Consider the following 22,945-nt stretch of genomic DNA (forward strand, 5'->3'; position numbering starts at 1 on the left):
GAATACCGGCCTGTCACGCCGGGGGTCGCGGGTTCGAGTCCCGTCCGCTGCGCCATATTCCACTTCCAGGGCCCACTGAACACCCGGAAGTAACAAAGAAAGCGACCTTAGGGTCGCTTTTTTTGTGCCTGAAATTTGCTGTTTGAGCGAAGTGTGAAAAAACTTCGATAAGTGCTTGCCAGAGCGCCAAGTCGCCCGTAGAATGCGCGCCACACCGAGAGACATGGGTGATTAGCTCAGCCGGGAGAGCATCTGCCTTACAAGCAGAGGGTCGGCGGTTCGATCCCGTCATCACCCACCACTCGATGTATAGCGCAGCGGTAGTTCAGTCGGTTAGAATACCGGCCTGTCACGCCGGGGGTCGCGGGTTCGAGTCCCGTCCGCTGCGCCATATTCCACTTCCAGGGCCCACTGAACACCCGGAAGTAACAAAGAAAGCGACCTTAGGGTCGCTTTTTTTGTGTCTGCGGTTTCAGCTTCGGCGCTCTTCTTCCCGTAGGGTCAGCACCTCAAACCCGTCCTCGGTCACCGCCACGGTATGCTCCCACTGCGCCGACAGGCTGTGGTCGCGGGTAATCACCGTCCAGCCATCTTTCAACGTGCGCGTTCCGCGTCCACCCTGGTTGATCATCGGCTCAATGGTAAACACCATCCCCGGTTTCAGCTTCATGCCCATGCCACGCTGGCCAATGTGCAGGACTTCAGGCCCTTCATGCATCTGCTGGCCGATACCATGGCCGCAATACTCGCGTACTACGCTGTAGCCCGCCGCCTCGGCATGGGCCTGGACGGCGTGGCCGATATCGCCCAACGTGGCCCCGGGCCGCACCTGCTCGATGCCCTTCCACAGCGCATCGTAGGTGGTGTCGACCAACCGCCGGGCTTCATCGCTGATCTTGCCGATGCTGTACATCTTCGAGGAGTCGGCAATGTAGCCGCCCTGTTCCAGGGTGATGTCGACGTTGATGATCGAGCCTTCCTTGAGTACTTCATCGACCTTGGGCATGCCGTGGCACACCACGTGGTCCACCGAGGTGTTGAGGGAATAGGGGAAGCCGTACTGGCCCTTGCTCGCTGGCCGCGCCTTGAGCGTGTCGACGATGAACGCTTCGGCGCGGTCGTTGATCTGCATGGTGGTCACGCCGGGGCCGATGAAGCTGTCGAGGTCGGCGAACACCTGGGCCAGCAGCTGGCCGGCGCGGCGCATCAGGTCGAGTTGGGCGGGGGTCTTGAGAATCACCTGGGACATGGGGGGAGGGTAGTTGCTCATGCTGGAATTTGCCCCAGCATAGCGCCAGCGGGTACCGGGTTGCCACCGCATGGTGCGTAGCCTGTGCCGGCCTCTTCGCGGGCACGCCCGCTCCCACAGGTACGGCACGCCCCTCAGGCCTTGCGATAGCCCTGTGGGAGCGGGCGTGCCCGCGAAAGGGCCGGTATAGCTGGCCCATAAATTGCTGATCTACCTTCATCCCGGGCTATCAACGTCGACAGCCCATAAAACTTCACGACAAAGGCGCCGTGTTGCCCCGCTTGCTTCTGCAAGCCGGGCAGCCGGCGCCTTTTTGCGTTTCCCACAGGAGCCCGCCCATGGCCAACAGCGAAGTACGCAGCGTCTGCCCTTACTGCGGCGTTGGCTGCGGCATCGTCATGAGCGTTGCCGATGGCAAGGTCGTCAAGGTCAGCGGCGACAAGCAGCACCCCAGCAACTTCGGCCGGCTGTGCACCAAAGGCCTCACCGCGCACGTGCCGCTGACCGCCGCCGGCCGCCTGGAAGACGCCTATGTGCGCCAGCAGCGCAGCCAGCCGCCGGCGCGCACCGGCATGGACCAGGCCATCGCCGATGCCGGCAAACGCCTGCGCGGCATCATCGACCAGCACGGCCCCGACGCCGTGGCGCTGTACGTGTCGGGGCAGATGTCGCTCGAGGCTCAGTACCTGGCCAACAAGTTGGCCAAAGGCTTTATCCGCACCCGCCACATCGAGTCCAACTCGCGCCTGTGCATGGCCAGTGCCGGTAGCGGCTACAAGCTGTCGCTCGGCGCCGACGGCCCACCTGGCAGCTACCAGGACTTCGAGCACGCCGACGTGTTCCTGGTGATCGGCGCCAACATGGCCGACTGCCACCCGATCCTGTTCCTGCGCCTGCTCGACCGGGTCAAGGCCGGCGCCAGGCTGATCGTTGTCGACCCACGGCGCAGTGCCACCGCCGACAAGGCCGACTTGTTCCTGCAAGTGCGCCCCGGCAGTGACATGGCCCTGCTCAACGGCTTGTTGTATCTGCTACACCGCAATGGCCACACCAACCCCGACTTCATCGCCCGCCACACCGAAGGCTGGGACGAACTGCCGGCCTTTCTCGACGACTACACCCCCGAGCGCGTAGCCGCCATCACCGGGCTGGCCGAGGCCGACATCATCAAGGCCGCCGAATGGATCGGCGGCGCCAACAACTGGATGAGCTGCTGGACCATGGGCCTGAACCAGAGCATCCACGGTACCTGGCACAGCAACGCCATCTGCAACCTGCACCTGGCTACAGGCGCCATCTGCCGCCCCGGTAGCGGGCCGTTCTCGCTGACCGGCCAGCCCAATGCCATGGGCGGCCGTGAGATGGGCTACATGGGCCCCGGCCTGCCAGGCCAGCGCTCGGCGCTGGTGGAAGGCGACCGCGCGTTTGTCGAGCAGCAGTGGCAACTGCCACCCGGCAGCCTGCGCTGCGAAGGCGGCGAGGGTACGGTGGCGCTGTTCGAGCAGATGAAAGTGGGTGAAGTGAAAGCGTGCTGGGTCATCTGCAGCAACCCGGTGGCCAGCGTCGCCAACCGCCAGCAGGTGATCGATGGCCTGTGCCAGGCCGAGTTGGTGATTACCCAGGATGCCTTCCTCGACACCGAAACCAACCGCTACGCCGACATCCTGCTGCCGGCCGCCCTGTGGGCCGAAGGCGAGGGCGTGATGATCAACAGCGAACGCAACCTCACCCTGATGCCGCGCGCCGTCGAGCCGCCAGGGCAGAGCCTGCCCGACTGGCAGATCATCGCCCACGTAGCCTGCGCCATGGGCTACGGCGAAGCCTTCGACTACCCCGATGCCGAAGCGGTGTATGAAGAAATCCGCCGCTTCCATAACCCCGCAACCGGCTACGACCTGCGCGGCATCGGCTACCCCGCACTGCGCCAGCAACCGCACCAGTGGCCTTGTGCGCCAGGCCGTGGCAGCGACCGCAGCCCATTGCGCTACCTGAACGACGGTAGCAGCCAGGCGCTGCTGCACGATGCCCAGGGCGACCGCCCGACGCTGGCCTTCGCCACCGCCAGTGGCAAGGCCCGTTTCTTTGCCCGGCCCTGGTTGCCGGCAGCAGAGTTGCCGGATGGCGACTACCCCCTGGTGCTGAACACCGGCCGCGTGCAGCACCAGTGGCACACCCTGACCAAGACCGGCAAGGTGCCGGCGCTGAACAAGCTGGAGCCCGGCCCCTTCGTCGAGGTCCACCCGGACGACGCGGCACGCCTGGGTCTTGCTGAAAAAGACCAGGTCGCCATCCGCTCACGGCGCGGGCAAGCCGTGCTACCGGTGCGAATCAGCGACCGGGTCATGCCAGGCAATTGCTTTGCGCCATTTCACTGGAACGACCTGGTTGGCGAGCAACTGGCAATCAATGCGGTCACCTGCGATGCCGTCGACCCGCTGTCGCTGCAACCCGCTTTCAAACACTGCGCCGTGGCCCTGCAACGGGTCGCAGGCGAGCGTATCGACGCCCTTGACCTGAACGCTGCCATTTCGGAGCCAGCCAGCATGCCCACTGCCACCCTGTCCCGTCTGCTTGGCCTGGACACCCTGCCAGCCCCGGTGCTGGCAGAAGAAGAGCGCCATTACCTGCAAGGTTTCGTGCTGGGCCTGGACCAGGCACGTGCAGAGGGTGTGCCCCGCCTGCCGGCCAGTGCGCCACTGGCGGCCAACCGCCGGCTGTTTATCGACGGCTTGCTGGCCGGGCTATTCGCCCAGCCTGCAACACTGCCCGCTGCGGCGCTGGTGGCGCCACGGCATCAAGTGCTGTGGGCCTCGCAGACCGGCAACGGCGAGCTGCTGGCCGAGCGCTGTGCCGAACACCTGCGCGGTGCCGGCCTCGACGTGCAGCTCAGTTGCATGGACGCGGTCAGCCCAAGCCAGCTGCAGGGTGCTGCCAGCGTGGTGTTGATCGCCAGCACTTTTGGCGATGGCGACGCGCCCGACAGCGCGGCGGCGTTCTGGCAGGCCTTGCAGGGCGAGGAGGGCGCCTGCTGTGCTGAGGTGCCCTATGCCGTGCTGGCCTTGGGCGACTCCAGTTACGACCAGTTCTGCGGCTTTGGCCGCAAGCTCGACCAGCGCCTGGCCGAACTGGGTGGGCGTCGCCTGCTGCAACGGGTGGATTGCGAGCCAGACTTTGATCAAGCGTTCGCTGGCTGGCTCGCAGCGTTGCTGCCCTCGCTGGGCAGTGCCGCTGCGCCACCGCCGGCCAGCGCACTTGCACCCATGGCGGCCTACAGCAAACAGCAACCCTGGGCCGCCGCCTTGCTGGAAAACCACCTGCTCAACAGCCCCGGTGCCAGCAAGGAAACACGCCAACTGGTGTTCGACCTGAGCGGTAGCGGCTTCAGCTATGCCGCCGGTGATGCCCTGGGCGTGTGGCCGCGCAACTGCCCGGCCCTGGTCGACGAACTGCTGGCGCTGATGCAGCTCGATGGCCAGGCCATGGTCGAGCTCAAGGGCCAGCCGGCCATGCCACTGGCCGAAGCCCTGCAAACGCACCTGGAGATCGCCAAGGTCACCGCGCAGCAACTGCAGGCCTTCGCTGGCAATGCACCGGACCTGCAGCGTCTGCTGCAGCCCGAGTGCAAGGCCGAGCTGCAGGACTGGCTGTGGGGCCGGCAGTTGGTCGATGTGCTGCGCGCCTTCCCCCAACAGCTACCGCTGGCCAGCTGGCTGGACCTGCTCAAGCCCTTGCAGCCGCGTCTTTACTCGATCAGCTCCAGCCCATTGGCGCATCCGGGCCAGGTCCACCTGACCGTCTCCACCGTGCGGTACGGCGAGCGCAAGGGCGTGTGTTCGGCCTTCCTCGCCGACCGCGCGCAAGCGGTGAAGGTGGCTATCTTCCCGCAGGTGTCGAAGCACTTCCGGCTGCCCGAAGACGACAGCGTGCCGGTGATCATGGTTGGCCCGGGTACCGGCATTGCGCCGTTCCGGGCGTTTCTTGAGGAGCGGGAGGTGCGGGGGGCGAAAGGGGGTAACTGGCTGTTCTTTGGCGAGCAGTACGCCGCTACCGACTTCTACTACCGGGAACAATTGCAGGCTTGGGAGGCAGCAGGGCACTTGCGGCTGCACACGGCGTTCTCGCGGGACCAGGCGCAGAAGGTCTATGTGCAGCAGCGCATGCTCGAGCAGGGCGCGCAGTTGTGGCAATGGCTTGAGGCGGGGGCGTATTTCTATGTGTGTGGGGATGCGCAGCGCATGGCCAAGGATGTGGATGCGGCGTTGCGCACGGTCGTGGCTGAGCACGGCGGGATGGATGCAGCGGCGGCGGCTGCCTATGTCGAAGGGTTGAGCAAGGCCAAGCGCTATCGGCGGGATGTGTACTGAAGTGCACCGGGATGGGGAGTGATGCACTTGGAATGTGCAATTGCTGTGCTGGCCCTATCGCCGGCAAGCCAGCTCCCACAGGTATCTTGCAAACCTCGAAACCTGTGGCGGCCCTTGTGGGAGCTGGCTTGCCGGCGATAGGGCCAGCACAGGAAAAAGGATTGGCACAGTCCCTGCTTTACCTCCAATACAACAAGCCCCACTGATCAACGGCGATCAACCCGGGGGCACACCGTGATGAATACAGGCAAAGGCGCCTGGAGCTTCGGCTCCAGGCGCTTTTTTTTTGATCGAGGATCGGCTTATGAAGGCAACAGCGAGCAGCGGGCAACGAGAGCGACTGGTCATCGTCGGCAACGGCATGGTCGGCCACCACTGCGTCGAACAACTGGTCAGCCGCGGCGCCCTGCAGCGCTTCGAAGTGCGGGTGTTCGGCGAAGAGCGCCAACGCGCCTACGACCGCGTTCACCTGTCCGAATACTTCGGCGGCAGTTGTGCCGAGACCCTGGCCCTGTGCGACCACGACTTCTACAACGCCAACGGCGTGCACCTGCACCTCGGTGAGGCCGTGCTGGAAATCGACCGTGAGCGCTGCGAAGTAGTCACCGCCGAGGGGCGCTACGGCTACGACCAACTGGTCCTGGCCACTGGCTCATACCCGTTCGTGCCGCCGATCGAAGGCTCCAGCGGCAATGCCCGTCTGGTCTACCGCACCCTTGATGACCTCGATGGCATTCGCGCTGCCGCAGCCGGTGCCCGCCGTGGCGTGGTGGTCGGTGGTGGCCTGCTCGGCCTGGAGGCCGCCAACGCGCTCAAATCGCTGGGCCTGGAAGCCCACGTGGTGGAATTTGCCCCACGGCTGATGCCGGTTCAGCTGGACGGCGAGGGCGGTGCCGCGCTCAAGGCACAGATTGAAGCGCTGGGCGTTGGCGTGCACTTGTCGCGTGCCACCCAGTCGATCAGCGGCGGTGAAACCTACCGCTACCGCATGAACTTCGACGGTGGCGAGCACCTGGAAGCCGACCTGATCGTGTTCTCCGCCGGTATTCGCCCGCAGGATGCCTTGGGCCGTGGCTGCGGCCTGGACATCGCCGCCCGCGGTGGCGTGGTGATCGACAACCACTGCCGCAGCAGCGACCCGCGCATCTTTGCCATCGGCGAGTGCGCTTCGTGGAACGGTAGCGTGTTCGGCTTGGTCGCCCCGGGTTACAGCATGGCGCGCAACCTGGCGGCGTTGCTGATGGGGGAAGCGGCGGTGGCGTTTACCGGCGCCGACATGTCGACCAAGCTCAAGTTGCTGGGCGTGGATGTCGGTTCGATCGGCGATGCCCATGGCGCCACCCCTGGTTCACGCAGCTACCGCTTTATCGACGAAGCCAACAGCGCGTACCGCCGGCTGGTGGTAGACGCCAGCGGCAAGCACGTGCTGGGCGCGGTGCTGGTCGGCGACAACAGCTACTACGACACCCTGCTGCAATACGCCCAGAATGGCATCGCCCTGCCAGCCGACCCGGCAGCGCTAATTCTGCCGCAAGGCGGTGGTGCACCGGCCCTTGGCGCCGATGCGCTGCCGGACAGCGCAACCATCTGCTCGTGCCACAACGTCAGCAAGGGTGCGGTGTGCGCCGCCATCGACAGCGGTTGCAGCGACCTTGCTTCGGTCAAGGGCTGCACCAAGGCCGGCACCGGCTGCGGTGGTTGCGCGGCCTTGCTCAAGCAGGTGTTCGAGCACGAGCTGACCGCCCGCGGCGTGGCGGTGGACAAAAGCCTGTGCGAGCACTTCGCCTACACCCGCCAGGAACTGTACGGGCTGGTGCGGGTGGAGGGCATCCGCACCTACAGCGAGCTGCTCGAACGCCACGGCAAGGGCCACGTTGGCTGTGACATCTGCAAGCCGGCGGTGGGCAACATCCTCGCCTCGTGCTGGAACCAGCCGATCATGGACCCGGCGCTGGTGCCGCTGCAGGACACCAACGACACCTTCATGGCCAACATGCAGAAGAACGGCACCTACTCGGTGGTGCCGCGCATTCCGGGGGGGGAAATCACCCCCGACAAGCTCATCGTCATCGGCCAGGTGGCCAAGAAGTACGACCTGTACACCAAGATCACCGGCGGCCAGCGCATCGACCTGTTCGGCGCCCAGCTGCACGAGCTGCCGCTGATCTGGGGCGAGCTGATCGAAGCCGGCTTCGAAACCGGCCACGCCTACGGCAAGTCGACCCGCACGGTGAAATCCTGCGTGGGCAGCACCTGGTGCCGTTACGGCGTGCAAGACAGCGTCGCCATGGCCCTGCGCCTGGAAGACCGCTACAAGGGCCTGCGCAGCCCGCACAAACTCAAGTTCGCGGTATCGGGCTGCACCCGTGAATGCGCCGAGGCGCAGAGCAAGGACATCGGCGTGATCGCCACCGACAAGGGCTGGAACCTGTACGTGTGCGGCAACGGCGGCATGCGCCCCCGGCATGCCGAGCTGTTCGCCACCGACCTGGACGACGAAACCCTGGTGCGCCTGATCGACCGCGTACTGATGTTCTACATCCGTACGGCCGACAAGTTGCAGCGCACCTCGGTGTGGCGCGAGAACCTGGAAGGCGGCCTGGACTACCTGAAACAGGTCGTGATCGACGATAGCCTGGGGCTCGCCAGCGAGCTGGAAAGCCAGATGCAGCATGTGGTCGACCAGTATGAATGCGAATGGGCCAACGCCCTCAACGACCCCGAGAAGCTCAAGCGTTTCCGTACCTTTGTCAACGATCGCCGCGCTGACCCGGACGTGCACTTCGTGCGTGAACGCGAACAACGCCGGCCAGCGGCGCCGCTGCACCTGATCCCTACTGTCGAGGAGGCTGTCTGATGAACCTGTCCAATGCTGCTGTGAAAACCTGTGAAAACTGGCAGGCGGTGTGCCAGGCGCAAGACCTGGTGGCTGACTCCGGGGTGGTGGTGTGGCTCGACGGGGCCCAGGTGGCGCTGTTCTACCTGCCGGGGCAGGCGCAGCCGCTGTACGCGGTGGACAACCGCGACCCGCGTTCCGGTGCCAACATCATCGGCCGCGGGCTGGTGGGCAGCGTGCAAGGTGAGTTGGTGGTGGCAGCGCCGCTCTACAAGCAGCACTTCAGCCTGCTGAGTGGGGAGTGCCTGGAGGATGCCGGGCAGAGGTTGCGGGTGTGGCCGGTGCGGTTGAAGGGGGAGGCCGTGGAGCTGTCTGTGGCCTGATCACCATTGGTTGGCTGCCCCCACTTCGCGGGCTTGTCGCGCGAACACGGGCGAAGCCCGTGCCATGCACCGTGTTGGATGCTTCGCGGGGGCAAGCCCGCGAAGAGGCCGGCACCAGCCGGCTAGATCACCAAGCCCTGCGGCGTGCGCCCGGCAAATACATCCACCAGGCTGGCCACCACCATCTCGCCCATGCGCGTGCGGGTCTGCACCGTGGCGCTGGCTCGATGCGGCTGCAGCACCACATCCTCACGCTCGAACAATGCCTCGGGCGCGCGGGGTTCGTCGGCAAACACATCCAGCGCCGCGCCAGCGATTTCCCCGGCCTGCAGCGCCGCGATCAACGCCGGCTCATCCACCAGCTTGCCGCGTGCGATGTTGATCAGGTATCCCTCTGCACCTAACGCCCGCAGCACTTGGCGATCGATCAGCGCCTCGCCCTTGTCGGCCGCCGCCGCCAGGATCAGTGCATCACTGTCCTTGGCCAGCTGCAGCAGGTCTGCCTCAAAGCCGTAAGGCACGTCCAGCGGCTGCAGGTCGGTGTAGCGAATCGGGCACCCGAACGCTGCCGCCCGTTGGGCGACTGCGCGGCCGACGCGCCCCATGCCGACGATGCCAACGCGCATGCCCGACACCTGCCGGGCCAGTGGCAACGGTGCCAGCGGCGTGGCACTGGTGGCCCAATGGCCGGCGCGAACGAAGCGGTCACCGGTGCAGATACCCCGGCACAAGCCGATCAGCAGGCCAATCGCGAGATCGGCGACGTCCTCGGTGAGGGCACCGATGGTTGCGGTTACCTGGATGCCACGATCGCGGGCATAGGCCAGGTCTACCGCGTCGGTACCGACACCATTGACCGCGATCACTTCAAGGTGGGGCAAGCGTGCCATCAGCGCCTGGCTTATACCGGTGTGGCCGCCGGTGATCACGCCGCGAATATTGCCGGCATGCTGGCTGACGTAGGCCTCCTTGTCGGCCTGTTCGTAGTAGCGGTGCACGGTGAACAGCTGTTCCAGGCGCTCACGGATCTGCGGGATCAGGATAGGGCTCAGTTGCAGGACTTCGGGTTTCATCGGTCACTCCATCATAAACAGGGATCAGCCACGGCCAACGAACGGCATGTTGCTGGCCATCACGGTCATGTTCAGTACGTTGGCGTCCAGCGGCAGCGCCGCGATGTAGCGCACCGCATCGGCCACATGGCGCACGTCCAGCATCGGCTCGGCTGCGACCTCGCCATTGGCCTGGCGTACCCCCCGGGTCATGCGCTCGGACAACTCGGTCAGGGCGTTGCCGATGTCCACCTGGCTACACACGATGTTGTACGGCCGGCCATCCAGCGCCAGCGCCTTGGTCAGGCCAAGCACCGCATGCTTGCTGGCCGTGTAGGGTGCAGTGAACGGGCGTGGGGTGTGCGCCGAGATCGAGCCGTTGTTGATGATTCGCCCACCTTGCGGTTGCTGGCGGCGCATCAGGCCGAAGGCAGCGCGGGCGCACAGGAACACACCGTCGACGTTGGTGGCGATGACGTTGCGCCAGTTCTCCAGCGGCAGCTCGTCCACCGGCACGGCGGGCGCGTTGATGCCGGCATTGTTGAAGATCACATCGAGCCGGCCGTGCACTTCTTCGATGGTGGCGAACAGCTGCGCGACGCTCTGCTCGTCGCGTACATCGGTGGGCACGGCCAGCGCCTCACCGCCTGCTGCCAGCGCCTGTGCAACCACGGCTTGCAGGGGTTCGGCGCGGCGCCCGGCGAGCACCAGGCTGAAGCCGTCATCCAGCAGGGCGAGGGCGACGGCGCGGCCGATGCCGCTACCGGCACCGGTGACCAGGGCGATTTTCTTGTTCTGGGTCATGTCGGGTCTCCGTCAGGTTCAGGCTGCGTTGGCTGTTTGTCCGGCAGGGCGGGGGCCGACACGCAGATGCAGTTCGCCGATACCGTCGATGCCGGCGTGTATCGTGTCCCCCGGGTTCAGCGGGGCCACGCCGGGCGGGCTGCCGGTCATGATCAGGTCGCCCGGGCGCAGCGGCAGCTGGCGTGACAGCCGGCTGATCACTTCGGCCAATGCCCAGGTCTGCTGGCTCAGGTGAGCACGCTGGCGCTCCTCGCCATTGACTTGCAGCCACAGCGACGCATCCAGTGGCCAGGCGCATTCGCTGGCGGGGACGATGGCGGTCATCGGTGCCGAGGCCTCGAATACCTTGGCACCTTCCCAGGGCAGGCCCTCGGCCTTGGCCTTGCGCTGGTGATCGCGGCGGGTCAGGTCCAGGCCGGCGGCGAAGCCGAACACGTGCTCCAGGGCGTGTCCCGGGGCAATGTCGGCACCGCCCTTGGCAATGGCCGCGACCAGCTCGATTTCATGGCAGAACTCGTCGGTCTGCGGCGGGAAGGGCAGCTCGCCCGATGCCTCGACGACGTTGCTCGCCGGCTTCATGAAAAACACCGGCTCCAGCGGCGCCGCGCCGTAGGATTCCGGCCACGGGTAGTTGCGGCCGATGCAGAACACCCGGCCGACGGGGAAGCGCGCATCGCTGCCGCGGATCGGCAGGCTGACGATGGCCGGCGGGTTGAACAGGTAGGTCATGGGTGAATCCTCCGTACTGGAGTGGCCAGCGTATCCAGCGGCTGGCCGGCAAAGTTGGACGAAAGCGGGGTTGGATTGGATTATCCAAGTAACCTGTACCGGCCCAATCGCCAGCACAGGCAGTGCAATCTCAAGCAGTTGTTTTCAGCTCGATGCGATAGAGCTTCCCAAGCAGCAGCGAGTAAGACAGCGTGCCCATCAACGCCACGCCGCCGATGAACCAGAACGCCATGGCGAACGAGCCACTGGCGTGCACGATGGCGCCGATCACGATCGGTGTGACGATGCCGCCGATGTTCGCCGCCAGGCTGGTGATGCCGCCGGTCAGGCCGATCAGCTCCTTCGGCGCCACTTCCGACACGGCAGCCCACGACGACGAGGCGATGCCCTGGGCGAAGAACGCCAGGGTCAGCACGGCGATGCACAGCACATTGGAATCGGTGAAGTTCACCAGCACGATCGACATCCCCAGCATCGAGCCCACCACCAGCGGCAGCTTGCGGGCAAACGACAGCGAGTAGCCCTTGCGGATCAGCAGGTCGGAGACGATGCCCGCCAGGAGGATGCCGACCGTGGCACCAATGAACGGCATGACCGCGAAGATGCCGACCTTGATCAGCGTCAGCTGGCGTTCTTCGATCAGGTAGGTGGGGAACCAGGTAAGGAAGAAGTACAGTGCCGAGGTGCTGGCGAACTTGCCCAGGCAGATCGCCCAGACCTGGCGATAGCGGAACAGTTCGGCGACCTGCCGCCAGTCGAAGCGGGTACGTTGCTGGCTGCTTTTCACCAGGCCGCCGCCGTTCTCGATGTAGGCCAGTTCCTCCTTGCTGACCTTCTTGCAGTTCAGCGGGTCGCGGTATAGCACCAGCCACACGACGCCGAACAGGATGCCCACCAGGCCGGTGCTGTAGAACACGTGGCGCCAGTCATAGGTGGTCGCCAGCCACAGCAGCGCGCCGGTGAACAGCGCGGTGCCCAGGTACTGGCCACATACGTAGATGCTGCTGGCCATGCCGCGCTCGCGGGCGGGGAACCACACCGTGACCGCACGGCTGTTGGCCGGGAAAGCCGGGGCCTCCATGGCGCCGACCGCCAGGCGCAGGCCGAACAGTGAGGCGAAGCCGCTGGCCAGGCCTTGGGCCACGGTGACTGCCGACCAGCTGATCAGCGACACGCCGTAGGTCAGGCGCGAGCCGAAACGGTCGGCGATGAAGCCGGCCGGCACCAGTGCCAATGCGTAGGTCCAGGCGAAGGCGGAGAAGATCAGGCCCATCTCGACCTTGTCCAGGCCCAGGTCCTTGGCCATGAACGGCGCTGCGATGGAAATGTTCACCCGGTCGACGTAGTTGATGATGGTCGCCACCAGCAGCAGCGACAGCATGAACCAGCGGCGGCGTGAGGGCAGGCGCTGGGCAGGGGCCGCGTCCAGCGCGTACGACGACGCGGCGCGGGGGGTAGGCGTGCTCGACATGAGTCGACCTCGTTTGTTGTTGTTGGTAGAGGTTGGGCTGCAGTCCCGTTCCTACAGTGGTCGTACGACGTATTGAATGCAACGGCGGTTTTAGACCGTTTTTTTCGCTGAAGGCGGGGTAGGGCTGTGCTGTCCAAGAAAATCAGAAGGTGGGGTTTTGCGCGTATTTTCAGCTGTATGTCGCATTCCCAGCGGGTTGTGGACGGTTAGGGTTGCGCGAGTTTTTGCAGACAGGTTTAATTTGATGACTTTAGACATCGTACAACCTGTTGTGCCTGCCCTTGGTCTCTTCGCGGCCTTGCCCGTGAAGGGGCCAGACAGCGCCATCCTTGAAGACTGGAGCCAACCCAATGCCCCCCAAGCGCGAGGTTCCGACCTACGTCATGCAGCAGCGCAGCGAGCTGATGGATTTCTACATCCGCGACCAGCGCGGGCGCCCCGCCGAGACCGCGCCGCACCGTCACGAGTATTTTCAGATCCAGGTCAATTTAGGCGGCGACACGGTGCAACACATCGGCAGCGTGCAGCGCCCGTTCAGGCGCAACACCCTGGCTTTCATCCTGCCGCACCGGGTGCACGTGATCCCACATCCGGCGGACAGCGACTTCGTGGTGATCAATTTCTCCCAGACGTTCCTCCTGCCGCACCTGGCCTGCGACCCGATGGACCTGGAAGAAGTGTCGATCCTGCAGGCGCCGGAGCTGTCACCGTTTCGCTTTCAAGAGCATCTCGACTTTTACCTGGGTGACGCCGACTTTGCCGAGGCCCGGCAAATCCTCGATCGCTTGCGTGAACTGGATGCCAACCGCCGCTTTGGCACCCGCGAAATGCTCAAGGGCCTGTTGCTGCAGCTGATCGGCCAGGTCTGCGGCCTGTACGCCGAGCCGCTGCGCGAACTGGCCGACAGCAACGCTGCCCAGCTCAGCCGCCGGGCCGCGCTGGGCCGCATGAGTGAATACCTGCGCCGGCATATCGATGACCCCGACCTGAACCTGCAAAAAGTCGCCGCCGCCACCTACCTGTCGCCCACCTACCTGACCCACTGGCTGCGCAAGGAAATCGGCAAGACCTTCAGCGAGCTGGTGCTGGAGCGGCGCATGCACACCGCGCGCAACTACCTGCTCAATGGCAGCCGCCCGGTGGGCGAGGTGGCGCGGCTCTGTGGCTTTGCTGATGAAGCCTACTTTTCCCGGCGCTTCCGGCAGATCCATGGCCTACCGCCCGGGCAATTCCGCCGCCAGCAGCGCGACCCGGATACGCCGCAGGTAGCGATGCGTTAAGCTTGCTGCCATGAACCTCGACACCCGCATCAAGTACCGTCACCTGCTGTGCTTCCTGGAGATTGCCCGGCAGGGCAGCCTGGCCAAGGCGGCCGATATCCTGTCGATCAGCCAGCCGGCGATTTCCAAGACCCTCAAGGAGCTTGAAGACCTGCTCGAGGCGCGCCTGTTCGAGCGCAGCCGCCAGGGTGTCGAGCTGACCCCGGCCGGCACCCGCTTCATGCGTTATGCCGGGCCCAGCGTGCAGGCGCTGCGCGATGGCGTCAGCAGCCTGCGCGGTGAAGCGCGGGCGCCGTCGCAGGTGCGCATTGGCGTGCTGTCGACCGTCGAGGGGTTGCTGATGCCAGAGGTGCTGTGCCGCCTGCATCAGCGCCACGAGGCGTTGGTGATCAGCGTGGTGACCGGGGTCAGTGCGCAGTTGCTGAGCCAGTTGCACCTGGGTGAACTGGAACTGGTGGTTGGGCGCATGACCGACAGCCCGCAGATCCAGGGGTTGTCGTTCGAGCACCTGTACAGCGAGTCGATGGCCCTGGTCGTGCGCCCCGGCCATCCTTTGCTGGGAAGCGCTCCAGTGGAGCGGCAGCGGGTTGGGCAGTATCCGCTGGTGCTGCCACCGCCCGGCACCACCATTCGCCAGCACGCTGACAGCCTGTTCGTGCAGTGCGGCATCCAGATGCCGGCGCAGCGCCTGGAGACCTTGTCGCTGGCGCTGAGCCGGCGGTACCTGCTGGGCAGCGATGGGCTGTGGGTGGCCCCACGGGATGCGGTGCTGCTCGATTTGCGCCGGGGCGAGTTGGCCGAGCTTGACCTTGGCGTGCGTGAGCCGGGAGGGTCGGTGGGGATTTGCCGCAATGCGGCCTTGCCGTTGAGTTTGCCGGGGCAGTGGGTGGGTGAGGTGCTGCGGGAGGTGGCGGGGGAATATCGGGATGGGCGGTATCCTTGAGGGTTTCGCGCCTACCTGAACTGCTTCAGAACCCGCAGAAATAAAAAGCCACAAAAACCCTGCAAACCCGGTACGAAGGGTCAATACTGGCCATTGGCTGCAAAGCTTCGATGAAGAAGCTTTTAACTACTGAACTTCCTTACCAAAACCCGCTCCTATGCCGGTAGCCATTGGTCATGGCCGCCTGCTAAGCTCGCGGCTTTACCCTGATTGCCCTTATGGCGCATGAACAAGGAAATAGCATGAAACAGCATCGTTTGGCGGCTGCGGTTGCCCTGGTAGGCCTGGTACTGGCCGGCTGTGATCAACAGGCCAGCAGCCCCGAGCTGAAGACTCCGGCGCAGAAAGCCTCCTACGGTATCGGCCTGAACATGGGCAAGAGCCTGGCTCAGGAAGGCATGGAAGACCTTGATTCGAAATCGGTCGCCCTCGGTATCGAAGACGCCGTTGGCAAGAAAGAACAACGCATCAAGGACGAAGAGCTGGTAGAGGCGTTCACCGCCCTGCAGAAACGCGCCGAGGAGCGCCTGGCCAAGGCCAGCGAAGAAGCCGCCTCCGCCGGCAAGAAGTTCCTTGAAGAAAACGCCAAGAAACCAGGCGTGGTCACCACGGCATCGGGCCTGCAGTACGAAGTGGTCAAGAAGGCTGATGGCCCGCAGCCCAAGCCGACAGACGTGGTCACTGTCCATTACGAAGGCAAGCTGATCGATGGCAAGGTGTTCGACAGCTCTGTCGAGCGTGGCAGCCCGATCGACCTGCCGGTCAGCGGTGTGATCCCGGGTTGGGTCGAAGGCCTGCAGCTGATGCACGTTGGCGAGAAGTACAAGCTGTTCATCCCGGCTGAACTGGCCTACGGCGCACAAAGCCCAAGCCCGCTGATCCCGGCGAACTCGGTGCTGGTGTTCGATCTGGAACTGATCGCCATCAAGGATCCGGCCCAGCTGCAGGGTGGCGAGCCGGAGGCCGAGGCTCCAGCTGAAGCACCTGCCAAGTAACACTGGTTGGTTCTTGTAAAACGCCCCGTCCTGACGGGGCGTTTTCGTTTGTGGCGATTGGACGAACCTGCAACAACTGATACTGTCCGAGGAAATGCAGCGTGTAGATATAGGATGTTTCTGGCGCAAATCGTTTGCGGCCAGCTACCCATGGCTTGAAACGGTTGTGTAAAAAACGCCCGATCTGACCGTGGGCCTTGCCTGGCAGGCACCTGGGCTCAGAAACGCGACCCTGTTCACAAGGTTATCCACAATAAATGTGGATAACCCGTTCCGCCTGGAGGCTCCATGAGCGCACCCTGGAATTTTGCCCGTTTCCTGCCCTTGGCCGAGCGCCTGCTCAGCCGTGGTCGGCTGCCGGCCCTGCTGTTTGCAGTGGCCCGCAAAGGCCCGCGCCTCGGCCGGCTGCGTGAGGACGTGAAACTGCTACAGTCGCTGTGCCTGGCGTGGTGGCGCGGCGAATACCGCGCCATCAGCCCAAAGGCCCTGGTCACCATCGTGGCTGGCCTGCTGTATTTCGTCAGCCCTATCGATGCCATCCCCGACTGGTTGCTGGGCGTGGGTTTTCTCGATGACATCGCCGTACTGGGCTGGGTTTTGAAGACCGTTGCCGACGAACTCGCGCGCTTCAAGGCCTGGCGCGACAGCCAGGCACCCGAGCGGCTGCGTGTGGTCGAGCGCCTGCCGGCTACCCCGCAAGCATTGGGGCGGGAGCGCAATACGCAGTGAAAACAGCCTGAACTGCACCGCCACCGGACAGACCCCGGAGTTGGTAATATAATTGGCATAAGGGTTATGCCTACGGATTACATGCTGTAATCCTTTTTTAAGGGGTTTGTAATGGGTATTCAGGTCATTAGCCGGGACGGTCAACCCGAGTACGCTGTCGTTCCTTGGGAGCAGTACCAGGCACTGCTGAAGGCGGCGGGGCAGGCGCCGGCCGAGGCGGTTGTCGGCGAAGAAGCTGGCTCCGCTGCCGTGGCGCCATTGCCGGCGTTCAGCGAAGTGGCGCAGATTCGCCAGGCCAAGGGCGTTGCCCCTGAGCAACTGGCGCGCAATGTCGGCGTGAGCCCGGCGTATCTGGCCATGATCGAATCCGGCGAACGCCAGCCGGATGCTGCCATTCGCCGGGCCTTGGCCTGGCACTTGGGGGTGGCTGGCTGGAGCGAGCCATCATGAGCCAGGTCAGGATCAGCCGTCAGCACTGGGATAACCTGCTGGGCGAGCTTGACCTGGCCCGTCGTCAACGTCACTTGCTGACCTACCGAGCGCTGATCGAGCGTTTGCAATTGCCCAGCCCGGCCATGCAGACGCTCACCGCCGCGCTGGAGTACCTGGCGGTGCTGGATGCCCGTGCCGAGCAGCCGTTGCGCAGCTCGCTGGTAATCAGCCAGGGCGCCAGCCGATTACCGCGTACCGGCTTCTTTGAATGTGTCGAACGGCTGGGGCGGTTTGCCGGGCCGGTCGATGGCATGGAGGCGGCCTCATGGCATGCCTCCGAGGTGGTCCGGGTGTTCGAGTACAGCTACCCCGAAACAGCCTGATTGTTAGCAGCAGCGCGGCCTCCATCTCGGTCAGGCGGCCGGCCTGGCGGGCGATGCTGAACAGGTTCAATGGCGCATGCAGTGAGTTGTTGGACGGCCCGTGGCTCAGTGCCTCATGGCCGAAAACCCGTTGCTCGCTCAGGCACATGATCGGCTGAAACAGACTGTGAATGCTGCGTTGAGCCAGGATGGCACTCAAGGCGGCGACGGTCATGACATATTCCTGAAAATGAAAGGGCCGGGCATCTGCATGCCCGGCCCCGTATTTCACGACAGCGCGATGATTGTTTGATGACAGGTCACATGATTCTGCCATCACTGCCGCTGCGCCTTACTTCTTGGCCACCTTGGTACTGGCGCTGAGGTAGTCGATCAGGATACGACCGGTTTCGGACAGGTAGGCGTCGTCTTCGGGCTTGGTGTTTTCATCCTCGACCGGCAGCGCGTCCTCGTCCTCTTTCTTCAGCTCTTTGAGCGGCTCTTCACCCTTGGCCTTGCGGCGGATGTTTTCCAGCGCCAGCTGCTTGGCTTCGATATCGTCGTGGCGTGCACGGCGATCCTGCTCATTGAGGCTGACGGTTTTTTCGGTCATCAGCTTCTGCGTCAGGGCAAGGCGGTCGCGAATGTAGGTGAACTCGGCATCCTTGTCGCTGCGCGCTTCATGCTGTGCCTTGAGCTGGGCCAGGTAAGGCTTGAACGGGTCCGCCGCCGGCTTGACGACCGGGCGGATGGTGTCCCACGGCATAGCCTCGGGCAGGGCGCTCTCGCCGATTTCCTTGGTGTCGATGATCGACGGGTAGTCGATGTCCGGCAGCACGCCCTGGTGCTGGGTGCTCTGCCCGGAAACCCGGTAGAACTTGGCCAGGGTCAGCTTCAGCTCGCCATGGTTGAGCGGCTGTATGGTCTGCACGGTGCCTTTGCCGAAGGTCTGGCCACCGATGATCAGCGCGCGGTGGTAGTCCTGCATGGCACCGGCAAAGATCTCCGACGCCGAGGCCGACAGGCGGTTGACCAGCAGCGCCAGTGGGCCCTTGTAGAAGGCCCCCGGGTTTTCGTCTTCCAGCACGTCGACGCGGCCGTCGCTGTTGCGCACCAGTACGGTCGGGCCTTTTTCGATGAACAGGCTGGTCAGCTCGGTGGCTTCCTGCAGCGAGCCACCGCCGTTGTTGCGCAGGTCGATGACCACGCCGTCGACTTTTTCTTTTTGCAGTTCGGTGAGCAGTTTCTTCACGTCACGCGTGGTGCTCTTGTATTCGGGGTCACCGGCGCGGTAGGCCTTGAAGTCGAGGTAGAAGGCCGGGATCTCGATGATGCCAAGCTTGTAGTCACGCCCGTCCTGCTTGAGCTTGAGCACCGACTTTTTCGCCGCCTGCTCTTCAAGTTTTACCGCTTCACGGGTGATCGACACGATCTTGCTGGTCTGGTCGCTCGGCGCATTGCTGGCCGGGATGACTTCCAGGCGTACCACCGAGCCTTTCGGGCCACGGATCAGCTTGACCACTTCGTCCAGGCGCCAGCCGACCACGTCGACCATTTCCTTGTTGCCCTGGGCCACGCCGATGATCTTGTCGGCCGGCGCTACCTGCTTGGTCTTGGCTGCCGGGCCTGCCGGCACCAGGCGCACGATCTTGACCTGATCGTTGTCGCTTTGCAGTACCGCGCCGATGCCTTCGAGCGACAGGCTCATGTTGATGTCGAAGTTTTCCGCGTTGTCCGGCGACAGGTAGTTGGTGTGCGGGTCATAGGACTGGGCGAAGGTGTTGATGTAGGCCTGGAAGATATCCTCGGCACGGGTCTGGTCCAGGCGCGCCAGCTGGTTCTTGTAGCGCTTGGTCAGGGTTTCCTGGATCTGCTTGGGTTCCTTGCCGGCGATCTTCTGGCGCAGCACTTCGTCCTTGACGCGTTTGCGCCACAAGTCGTCCAGCTCGGCCTGGCCCTTCATCCACGGGGCGTCCTTGCGGTCGATCAGCAAGGTTTCCTTGGTGGTGAAGTCGATCTTGTCCACGCCTTTGTTCAGCTCGGCCAGGGCGAAGTCCAGGCGTTGCTTGACGCGGTCCAGGTAGCGTTTATAGATGGTGAAGCCCGGGTCCAGGTTACCGCTCTTGAGGAAATCGTCGAATTGCGTTTTCCACTTGTCGAATTCGGCAATGTCGGCAGCGGTGAAATAGCTGCGCGCTGGGTCCAGGAGCTTGATGTAGCTGTCGTAGATGATGACCGAACGGGCATCGTCCAGGGGCGGCTTGCTGTAGTGGTGGCGTTTTAGCAATTCCACCACGTTGAGGCTGGCGACGATCTCGTCGCGGTCCGGCTGCAGGCCGTCCCACTTGTTGGCGGCCGCTGCATTGCCGCCGAGCGTGAGGCTGCCCAGGCCGATCATTACAGCGAGGGCGGTGCTTGGGAGGAAATGCTTCATGCTGATTCGACGTGGAGGCAATTGATCACGCATAGTAGGCCGTCTTTTCCGTTGCCGGTTCCATTGAACCGGGCAAATACTGCAAAAAGCCTGGGGTGTGCGTTCCCCAGGCCCAGTCATGATTCAACTATGGAGGCACTGTGAAGGCATTGCAAGGCGTTGACGGACATGTGGAGTGGGTCGAGGCCGAACGCCCGGCCTGTGACGCGGGCCAAGTGCGCATTCGCGTGGCTGCTGCGGGCCTGAACCGCGCCGATCTGCTGCAAATGAAAGGTTTGTACCCACCACCGCCAGGCGCCAGCCCGTACATGGGCCTTGAATGCGCCGGTGTGGTCGAGGAAGTGGGCGCCGGCGCCGACTGGCGCGTGGGCGACCGGGTGTGCGCACTGCTGGCCAGCGGTGCCATGGCCGAGGAAGTGGTGGTCGACGCCCGTCATGTACTGCCGGTGCCCGAAGGGCTCAGCCTGCATGAAGCGGCAGCGTTGCCGGAGGTGTATGCCACTGCCTGGCTGAACATCTTCCAGCTGGGTGGGGTGAAGGCCGGCGAGAAGGTGCTGGTGCATGCTGGCGCCAGTGGCGTTGGTTCGGCCGCCATCCAGCTGTGCAAGGCATTCGGCAGCCCGGTGTGGGTCAGCGTCGGTTCGCCGGATCGCCTGGCCTATTGCCAGGCGCTGGGCGCTGCAGGGGGTGTGGTACGTAACGAGAACCTGGATGCACTGGAAGGTTTTGGGCCGTTCGACGTCATTCTTGACCCGGTGGGCGCCAGCTACGGCGAGCTCAACCTCAAGCTGCTGGCACGTGACGGGCGTTGGGTGATCATCGGCCTGATGGGTGGGCGCAAGTTTGAGCTGGACCTGGCCCAGGTACTGGGCAAGCGCCTGCAGATTACCGGCTCTACGCTGCGCAACCGTGATGACAGCTTCAAGGCCGAATTGCTGCGCGAGCTGCAACAGCAAGTGTGGCCGCTGTTCGCCGAAGGGCGCTTGTCGCCGCAGCTGGTCGATACCTACCCGGTGGAGTTCGCCCAAGCGGCGTATGCCGAGCTTGAGACCAACCAGGTGTCGGGCAAGCTGGTAATGGTGATCGACCCAAGTCTTTCATAAGCAGGCCCGGCCCTATCGCCGGCAAGCCAGCTCCCACAGGTTCACCACAGGATTGGAGGCCTGTCACGGATCTGTGGGAGCTGGCTTGCCGGCGATAGGGCCAGAACAGGCGCTACAAATGTCAGGTCCAGCTCAGAATCGGCCATCCATTGGTCTGGGCATGCTCACGCAGCACCGCATCCGGGTTCACCACATGCGGGTGATCTACCTTCAGCAACAACGGCAAGTCATTGCGCGAATCGGAATAGAAACTCGCCCCCTCCAGGTTTTCCTGTTCCTGGTCCAGCCACTCCAGCAACCGGGTGATCTTGCCCTCGCGGTAGGTCAGCACCCCGTGAGTCTTGCCCGTATACACCCCGTTCACCGCCTCCAGCTCGATCGCCAGGTATTCATCCACGCCCAGCCGTGCCGCAATCGGCCCGACCAGGTGCGTCCCCGAAGCGGAAATGATCAGAATGCGGTCCCCACGCTTGCGGTGCTCGGCAATGCAGCGGCAGGCGTCGCCGTAGATGATCGGTTCGATCACCTCTTCGACCCACGGCTCAACCAAGTGCTCTACCTCCTCCAGGGTACGCCCGGCAATCGGCTCCAGGCTGAAGGCCATGTAGTCCTCCATCTGCAGGTGGCCCTTGCCGTAGGCCTCCATCAGTTCATGGTCGCGGCGCAGGAAGTCCTTGCCGTCGACCCAGCCCAGCCGGGCCATCTGCTCGCTCCACAGCGACGCACAGTCACCGTGGATCAGGGTTTCGTCCAGATCGAAAATTGCCAATGCCATTGTGTTGAATCTCCTTAAGCCACTTCCCGCAGCGCCGTGGGGTCGATCGACAAGCTTACCCGTTTTCCGTCCGCGTGCAGGTCGGCCGGCGAGCGGTTGAGCACGTCGACCACCAACTCCACCTCGCGCACATTTACGCGGTAGCGAATCACATTGCCCAGCAGGCTGTGGCTGCGTACTTCTGCGTCCAGTTCGCCATTGACCCCCAGGGTGATCGACTCTGGGCGGATCGCCAGGCGGCTGGTGACCGGGCGTTGTAGCAGGCGGCTGGCGCTGTCGGCGTCAAGCAGGTTGTAGTTGCCGATAAAGCCGGCGGCAAACAGGTCCACAGGCGCTGTGTAGAGGGTTTCGGCATCGCCGCTCTGCACAATACGCCCCTGGTTCATCAGGAAGATGCGGTCGGACAAGGTCAGCGCTTCTTCCTGGTCGTGGGTGACGAAGATGGTGGTCAGCCCCAGCTCGCGCTGAATGGCACGAATCTGCTCGCGCAGGTGTTTGCGAATGCGCGCATCCAGTGCCGACAATGGCTCGTCGAGCAGCAGCAGGCGCGGGCGGGTAACCAGCGAACGGGCCAGGGCCACGCGCTGGCACTGGCCGCCAGACAACTGGTGCGGGTAGCGCCCGGCAAAGTTGCCCAGCTCCACCAGCGCGAGCACCTCGCGTACCCGGGCCTGGCTTTCGTCGGCCTTGACCTTCTGCATGCGCAGGCCAAAAGCCACGTTCTGTTCCACGGTCATGTTGGGGAACAGCGCGTAGCTCTGGAACACCATGCCGATGCCACGCTTTTGCGGGCTCAGCGGCACGATGTCGTGGCCGTCGAGGAGGATCTGCCCGCTGTCTACCGGGGTCAGCCCGGCGATGCAGCGCAGCAGGGTGGACTTGCCGCAACCGGACGGGCCTAGCAGGGTCACGAACTCGCCGCGTTCGATGTGGCAGTCGATGTTCTCGAACACCGGGCTGCCGGCGTAGCTTTTCTGCAGTTTTTGTACGCTGACGAAGCTCAT

Annotated in this window: 19 protein-coding genes, 2 tRNA genes and 1 pseudogene; 13 read left to right on the forward strand and 9 right to left on the reverse strand. The window is 64.1% G+C overall.

Translation table 11 applies throughout. From position 1 onward, the window contains the following. The first annotated feature begins 225 nt into the window (after positions 1 to 225). Positions 226 to 301: transfer RNA gene (locus tag JOY50_RS27790), tRNA-Val, on the forward strand. 13 nt (positions 302 to 314) lie between these two features. Beyond that, a tRNA-Asp gene (locus JOY50_RS27795) sits at positions 315 to 391 on the forward strand. A gap of 81 nt (positions 392 to 472) precedes the next feature. Here JOY50_RS27795 and map read toward each other — a convergent pair. Beyond that, positions 473 to 1,270 (reverse strand): type I methionyl aminopeptidase, encoded by a 798-nt coding sequence (gene map, locus JOY50_RS27800; RefSeq protein WP_405046018.1) that lies wholly within the window; start codon positions 1,268 to 1,270, stop codon positions 473 to 475. A gap of 317 nt (positions 1,271 to 1,587) precedes the next feature. On the opposite strand from map, the gene JOY50_RS27805 reads away from it, so the two are divergent. The 3 genes from JOY50_RS27805 (at position 1,588) to nirD (ending at position 8,832) form a co-directional block, all read left to right on the forward strand. Continuing rightward, positions 1,588 to 5,613 carry a bifunctional nitrate reductase/sulfite reductase flavoprotein subunit alpha gene (locus JOY50_RS27805; protein ID WP_243056137.1) on the forward strand — a complete coding sequence of 1,342 codons (4,026 nt, stop codon included), beginning with the start codon at positions 1,588 to 1,590 and terminating at the stop codon, positions 5,611 to 5,613. Positions 5,614 to 5,917: 304 nt separating this feature from the next. Continuing rightward, positions 5,918 to 8,470, forward strand: a complete 2,553-nt coding sequence (gene nirB / locus JOY50_RS27810) for a nitrite reductase large subunit NirB (protein ID WP_132844465.1) — start codon at positions 5,918 to 5,920, stop codon at positions 8,468 to 8,470. Continuing rightward, the gene (nirD, locus tag JOY50_RS27815) at positions 8,470 to 8,832 is read left to right on the forward strand and encodes a nitrite reductase small subunit NirD (protein ID WP_132844468.1); all 363 of its coding nucleotides are present in this window, start codon (positions 8,470 to 8,472) and stop codon (positions 8,830 to 8,832) included. Before nirB ends, nirD begins: the two co-directional genes overlap by 1 nt. Before the next feature lie 122 nt (positions 8,833 to 8,954). Here nirD and JOY50_RS27820 read toward each other — a convergent pair whose 3' ends face one another. From JOY50_RS27820 to JOY50_RS27835, 4 genes are all read right to left on the reverse strand, one after another. Then, complete coding sequence (locus tag JOY50_RS27820) at positions 8,955 to 9,905, reverse strand: 2-hydroxyacid dehydrogenase (RefSeq protein ID WP_132844471.1); 951 nt, start codon at positions 9,903 to 9,905, stop codon at positions 8,955 to 8,957. Between the two features lie 24 nt (positions 9,906 to 9,929). Continuing rightward, complete coding sequence (locus tag JOY50_RS27825) at positions 9,930 to 10,688, reverse strand: SDR family oxidoreductase (RefSeq protein ID WP_132844474.1); 759 nt, start codon at positions 10,686 to 10,688, stop codon at positions 9,930 to 9,932. An 18-nt stretch (positions 10,689 to 10,706) separates the two neighbouring features. After that, complete coding sequence (locus tag JOY50_RS27830; RefSeq protein ID WP_132844477.1) at positions 10,707 to 11,417, reverse strand: fumarylacetoacetate hydrolase family protein; 711 nt, start codon at positions 11,415 to 11,417, stop codon at positions 10,707 to 10,709. Between the two features lie 130 nt (positions 11,418 to 11,547). Then, on the reverse strand, positions 11,548 to 12,888 hold the full coding sequence (locus JOY50_RS27835) for an MFS transporter (protein ID WP_110745601.1): 1,341 nt from the start codon (positions 12,886 to 12,888) through the stop codon (positions 11,548 to 11,550). Between the two features lie 350 nt (positions 12,889 to 13,238). Between JOY50_RS27835 and JOY50_RS27840 the strand changes: the two genes are divergently transcribed. The 6 genes from JOY50_RS27840 (at position 13,239) to JOY50_RS27865 (ending at position 17,650) form a co-directional block, all read left to right on the forward strand. After that, entirely contained in the window at positions 13,239 to 14,168 is a 930-nt protein-coding gene (locus tag JOY50_RS27840) for an AraC family transcriptional regulator (RefSeq protein WP_132844480.1), read from the forward strand. Positions 14,169 to 14,178: 10 nt separating this feature from the next. Further along, positions 14,179 to 15,111, forward strand: a complete 933-nt coding sequence (pcaQ, locus tag JOY50_RS27845; protein WP_132844482.1) for a pca operon transcription factor PcaQ — start codon at positions 14,179 to 14,181, stop codon at positions 15,109 to 15,111. A gap of 242 nt (positions 15,112 to 15,353) precedes the next feature. Continuing rightward, a complete protein-coding gene (locus tag JOY50_RS27850; protein ID WP_132844485.1) occupies positions 15,354 to 16,106 on the forward strand; it encodes an FKBP-type peptidyl-prolyl cis-trans isomerase in 753 nt (250 codons plus the stop codon). Positions 16,107 to 16,394: 288 nt separating this feature from the next. Further along, the gene (locus JOY50_RS27855) at positions 16,395 to 16,835 is read left to right on the forward strand and encodes a YkvA family protein (RefSeq protein ID WP_019473199.1); all 441 of its coding nucleotides are present in this window, start codon (positions 16,395 to 16,397) and stop codon (positions 16,833 to 16,835) included. 111 nt (positions 16,836 to 16,946) lie between these two features. Further along, the gene (locus tag JOY50_RS27860) at positions 16,947 to 17,285 is read left to right on the forward strand and encodes a helix-turn-helix transcriptional regulator (RefSeq protein WP_132844488.1); all 339 of its coding nucleotides are present in this window, start codon (positions 16,947 to 16,949) and stop codon (positions 17,283 to 17,285) included. Continuing rightward, a complete protein-coding gene (locus JOY50_RS27865; RefSeq protein ID WP_016501064.1) occupies positions 17,282 to 17,650 on the forward strand; it encodes a hypothetical protein in 369 nt (122 codons plus the stop codon). Before JOY50_RS27860 ends, JOY50_RS27865 begins: the two co-directional genes overlap by 4 nt. 13 nt (positions 17,651 to 17,663) lie before the next feature. Here the strand turns inward: JOY50_RS27865 and JOY50_RS27870 are convergent. Beyond that, positions 17,664 to 17,849 (reverse strand): annotated as a pseudogene (locus JOY50_RS27870) (diguanylate phosphodiesterase); the annotation flags it as partial. Between JOY50_RS27870 and JOY50_RS27875 the strand changes: the two are divergent. Then, positions 17,766 to 17,942: a hypothetical protein gene (locus JOY50_RS27875; RefSeq protein ID WP_155412697.1), complete on the forward strand. Its 177-nt coding sequence runs from the start codon at positions 17,766 to 17,768 to the stop codon at positions 17,940 to 17,942. The pseudogene JOY50_RS27870 and the gene JOY50_RS27875 sit on opposite strands and share 84 nt — an antisense overlap. 39 nt (positions 17,943 to 17,981) lie before the next feature. On the opposite strand, the gene JOY50_RS27880 is transcribed toward JOY50_RS27875, so the two are convergent. Then, positions 17,982 to 20,063, reverse strand: coding sequence for a carboxy terminal-processing peptidase (locus JOY50_RS27880; RefSeq protein ID WP_019473202.1), 2,082 nt, complete (start codon positions 20,061 to 20,063; stop codon positions 17,982 to 17,984). Between the two features lie 140 nt (positions 20,064 to 20,203). Between JOY50_RS27880 and JOY50_RS27885 the strand changes: the two genes are divergently transcribed. Beyond that, positions 20,204 to 21,166, forward strand: a complete 963-nt coding sequence (locus tag JOY50_RS27885; protein ID WP_132844491.1) for an NAD(P)H-quinone oxidoreductase — start codon at positions 20,204 to 20,206, stop codon at positions 21,164 to 21,166. Positions 21,167 to 21,287: 121 nt separating this feature from the next. On the opposite strand, the gene JOY50_RS27890 is transcribed toward JOY50_RS27885, so the two are convergent. After that, on the reverse strand, positions 21,288 to 21,941 hold the full coding sequence (locus JOY50_RS27890) for an HAD family phosphatase (protein WP_132844493.1): 654 nt from the start codon (positions 21,939 to 21,941) through the stop codon (positions 21,288 to 21,290). A gap of 14 nt (positions 21,942 to 21,955) precedes the next feature. Next, a complete protein-coding gene (locus JOY50_RS27895; protein ID WP_132844496.1) occupies positions 21,956 to 22,945 on the reverse strand; it encodes an ABC transporter ATP-binding protein in 990 nt (329 codons plus the stop codon).

This window comes from Pseudomonas sp. BP01 (assembly GCF_022760795.1).
Lineage (GTDB): Bacteria > Pseudomonadota > Gammaproteobacteria > Pseudomonadales > Pseudomonadaceae > Aquipseudomonas > Aquipseudomonas putida_Q.

What these genes read in the sequence shown, in the direction of transcription:
- JOY50_RS27880 (WP_019473202.1), bottom strand. Translation starts at nt 20,063, where the DNA reads ATGAAGCATTTCCTCCCAAGCACCGCCCTCGCTGTAATGATCGGCCTG.
- JOY50_RS27840 (WP_132844480.1), top strand. Translation starts at nt 13,239, where the DNA reads ATGCCCCCCAAGCGCGAGGTTCCGACCTACGTCATGCAGCAGCGCAGC.
- pcaQ (WP_132844482.1), top strand. Translation starts at nt 14,179, where the DNA reads ATGAACCTCGACACCCGCATCAAGTACCGTCACCTGCTGTGCTTCCTG.
- nirB (WP_132844465.1), top strand. Translation starts at nt 5,918, where the DNA reads ATGAAGGCAACAGCGAGCAGCGGGCAACGAGAGCGACTGGTCATCGTC.
- JOY50_RS27805 (WP_243056137.1), top strand. Translation starts at nt 1,588, where the DNA reads ATGGCCAACAGCGAAGTACGCAGCGTCTGCCCTTACTGCGGCGTTGGC.
- JOY50_RS27830 (WP_132844477.1), bottom strand. Translation starts at nt 11,417, where the DNA reads ATGACCTACCTGTTCAACCCGCCGGCCATCGTCAGCCTGCCGATCCGC.
- JOY50_RS27895 (WP_132844496.1), bottom strand. Translation starts at nt 22,945, where the DNA reads ATGAGCTTCGTCAGCGTACAAAAACTGCAGAAAAGCTACGCCGGCAGC.
- JOY50_RS27860 (WP_132844488.1), top strand. Translation starts at nt 16,947, where the DNA reads ATGGGTATTCAGGTCATTAGCCGGGACGGTCAACCCGAGTACGCTGTC.
- nirD (WP_132844468.1), top strand. Translation starts at nt 8,470, where the DNA reads ATGAACCTGTCCAATGCTGCTGTGAAAACCTGTGAAAACTGGCAGGCG.
- JOY50_RS27875 (WP_155412697.1), top strand. Translation starts at nt 17,766, where the DNA reads ATGGCCGAAAACCCGTTGCTCGCTCAGGCACATGATCGGCTGAAACAG.
- JOY50_RS27890 (WP_132844493.1), bottom strand. Translation starts at nt 21,941, where the DNA reads ATGGCATTGGCAATTTTCGATCTGGACGAAACCCTGATCCACGGTGAC.
- JOY50_RS27865 (WP_016501064.1), top strand. Translation starts at nt 17,282, where the DNA reads ATGAGCCAGGTCAGGATCAGCCGTCAGCACTGGGATAACCTGCTGGGC.
- map (WP_405046018.1), bottom strand. Translation starts at nt 1,270, where the DNA reads ATGAGCAACTACCCTCCCCCCATGTCCCAGGTGATTCTCAAGACCCCC.
- JOY50_RS27855 (WP_019473199.1), top strand. Translation starts at nt 16,395, where the DNA reads ATGAGCGCACCCTGGAATTTTGCCCGTTTCCTGCCCTTGGCCGAGCGC.
- JOY50_RS27820 (WP_132844471.1), bottom strand. Translation starts at nt 9,905, where the DNA reads ATGAAACCCGAAGTCCTGCAACTGAGCCCTATCCTGATCCCGCAGATC.
- JOY50_RS27850 (WP_132844485.1), top strand. Translation starts at nt 15,354, where the DNA reads ATGAAACAGCATCGTTTGGCGGCTGCGGTTGCCCTGGTAGGCCTGGTA.
- JOY50_RS27835 (WP_110745601.1), bottom strand. Translation starts at nt 12,888, where the DNA reads ATGTCGAGCACGCCTACCCCCCGCGCCGCGTCGTCGTACGCGCTGGAC.
- JOY50_RS27825 (WP_132844474.1), bottom strand. Translation starts at nt 10,688, where the DNA reads ATGACCCAGAACAAGAAAATCGCCCTGGTCACCGGTGCCGGTAGCGGC.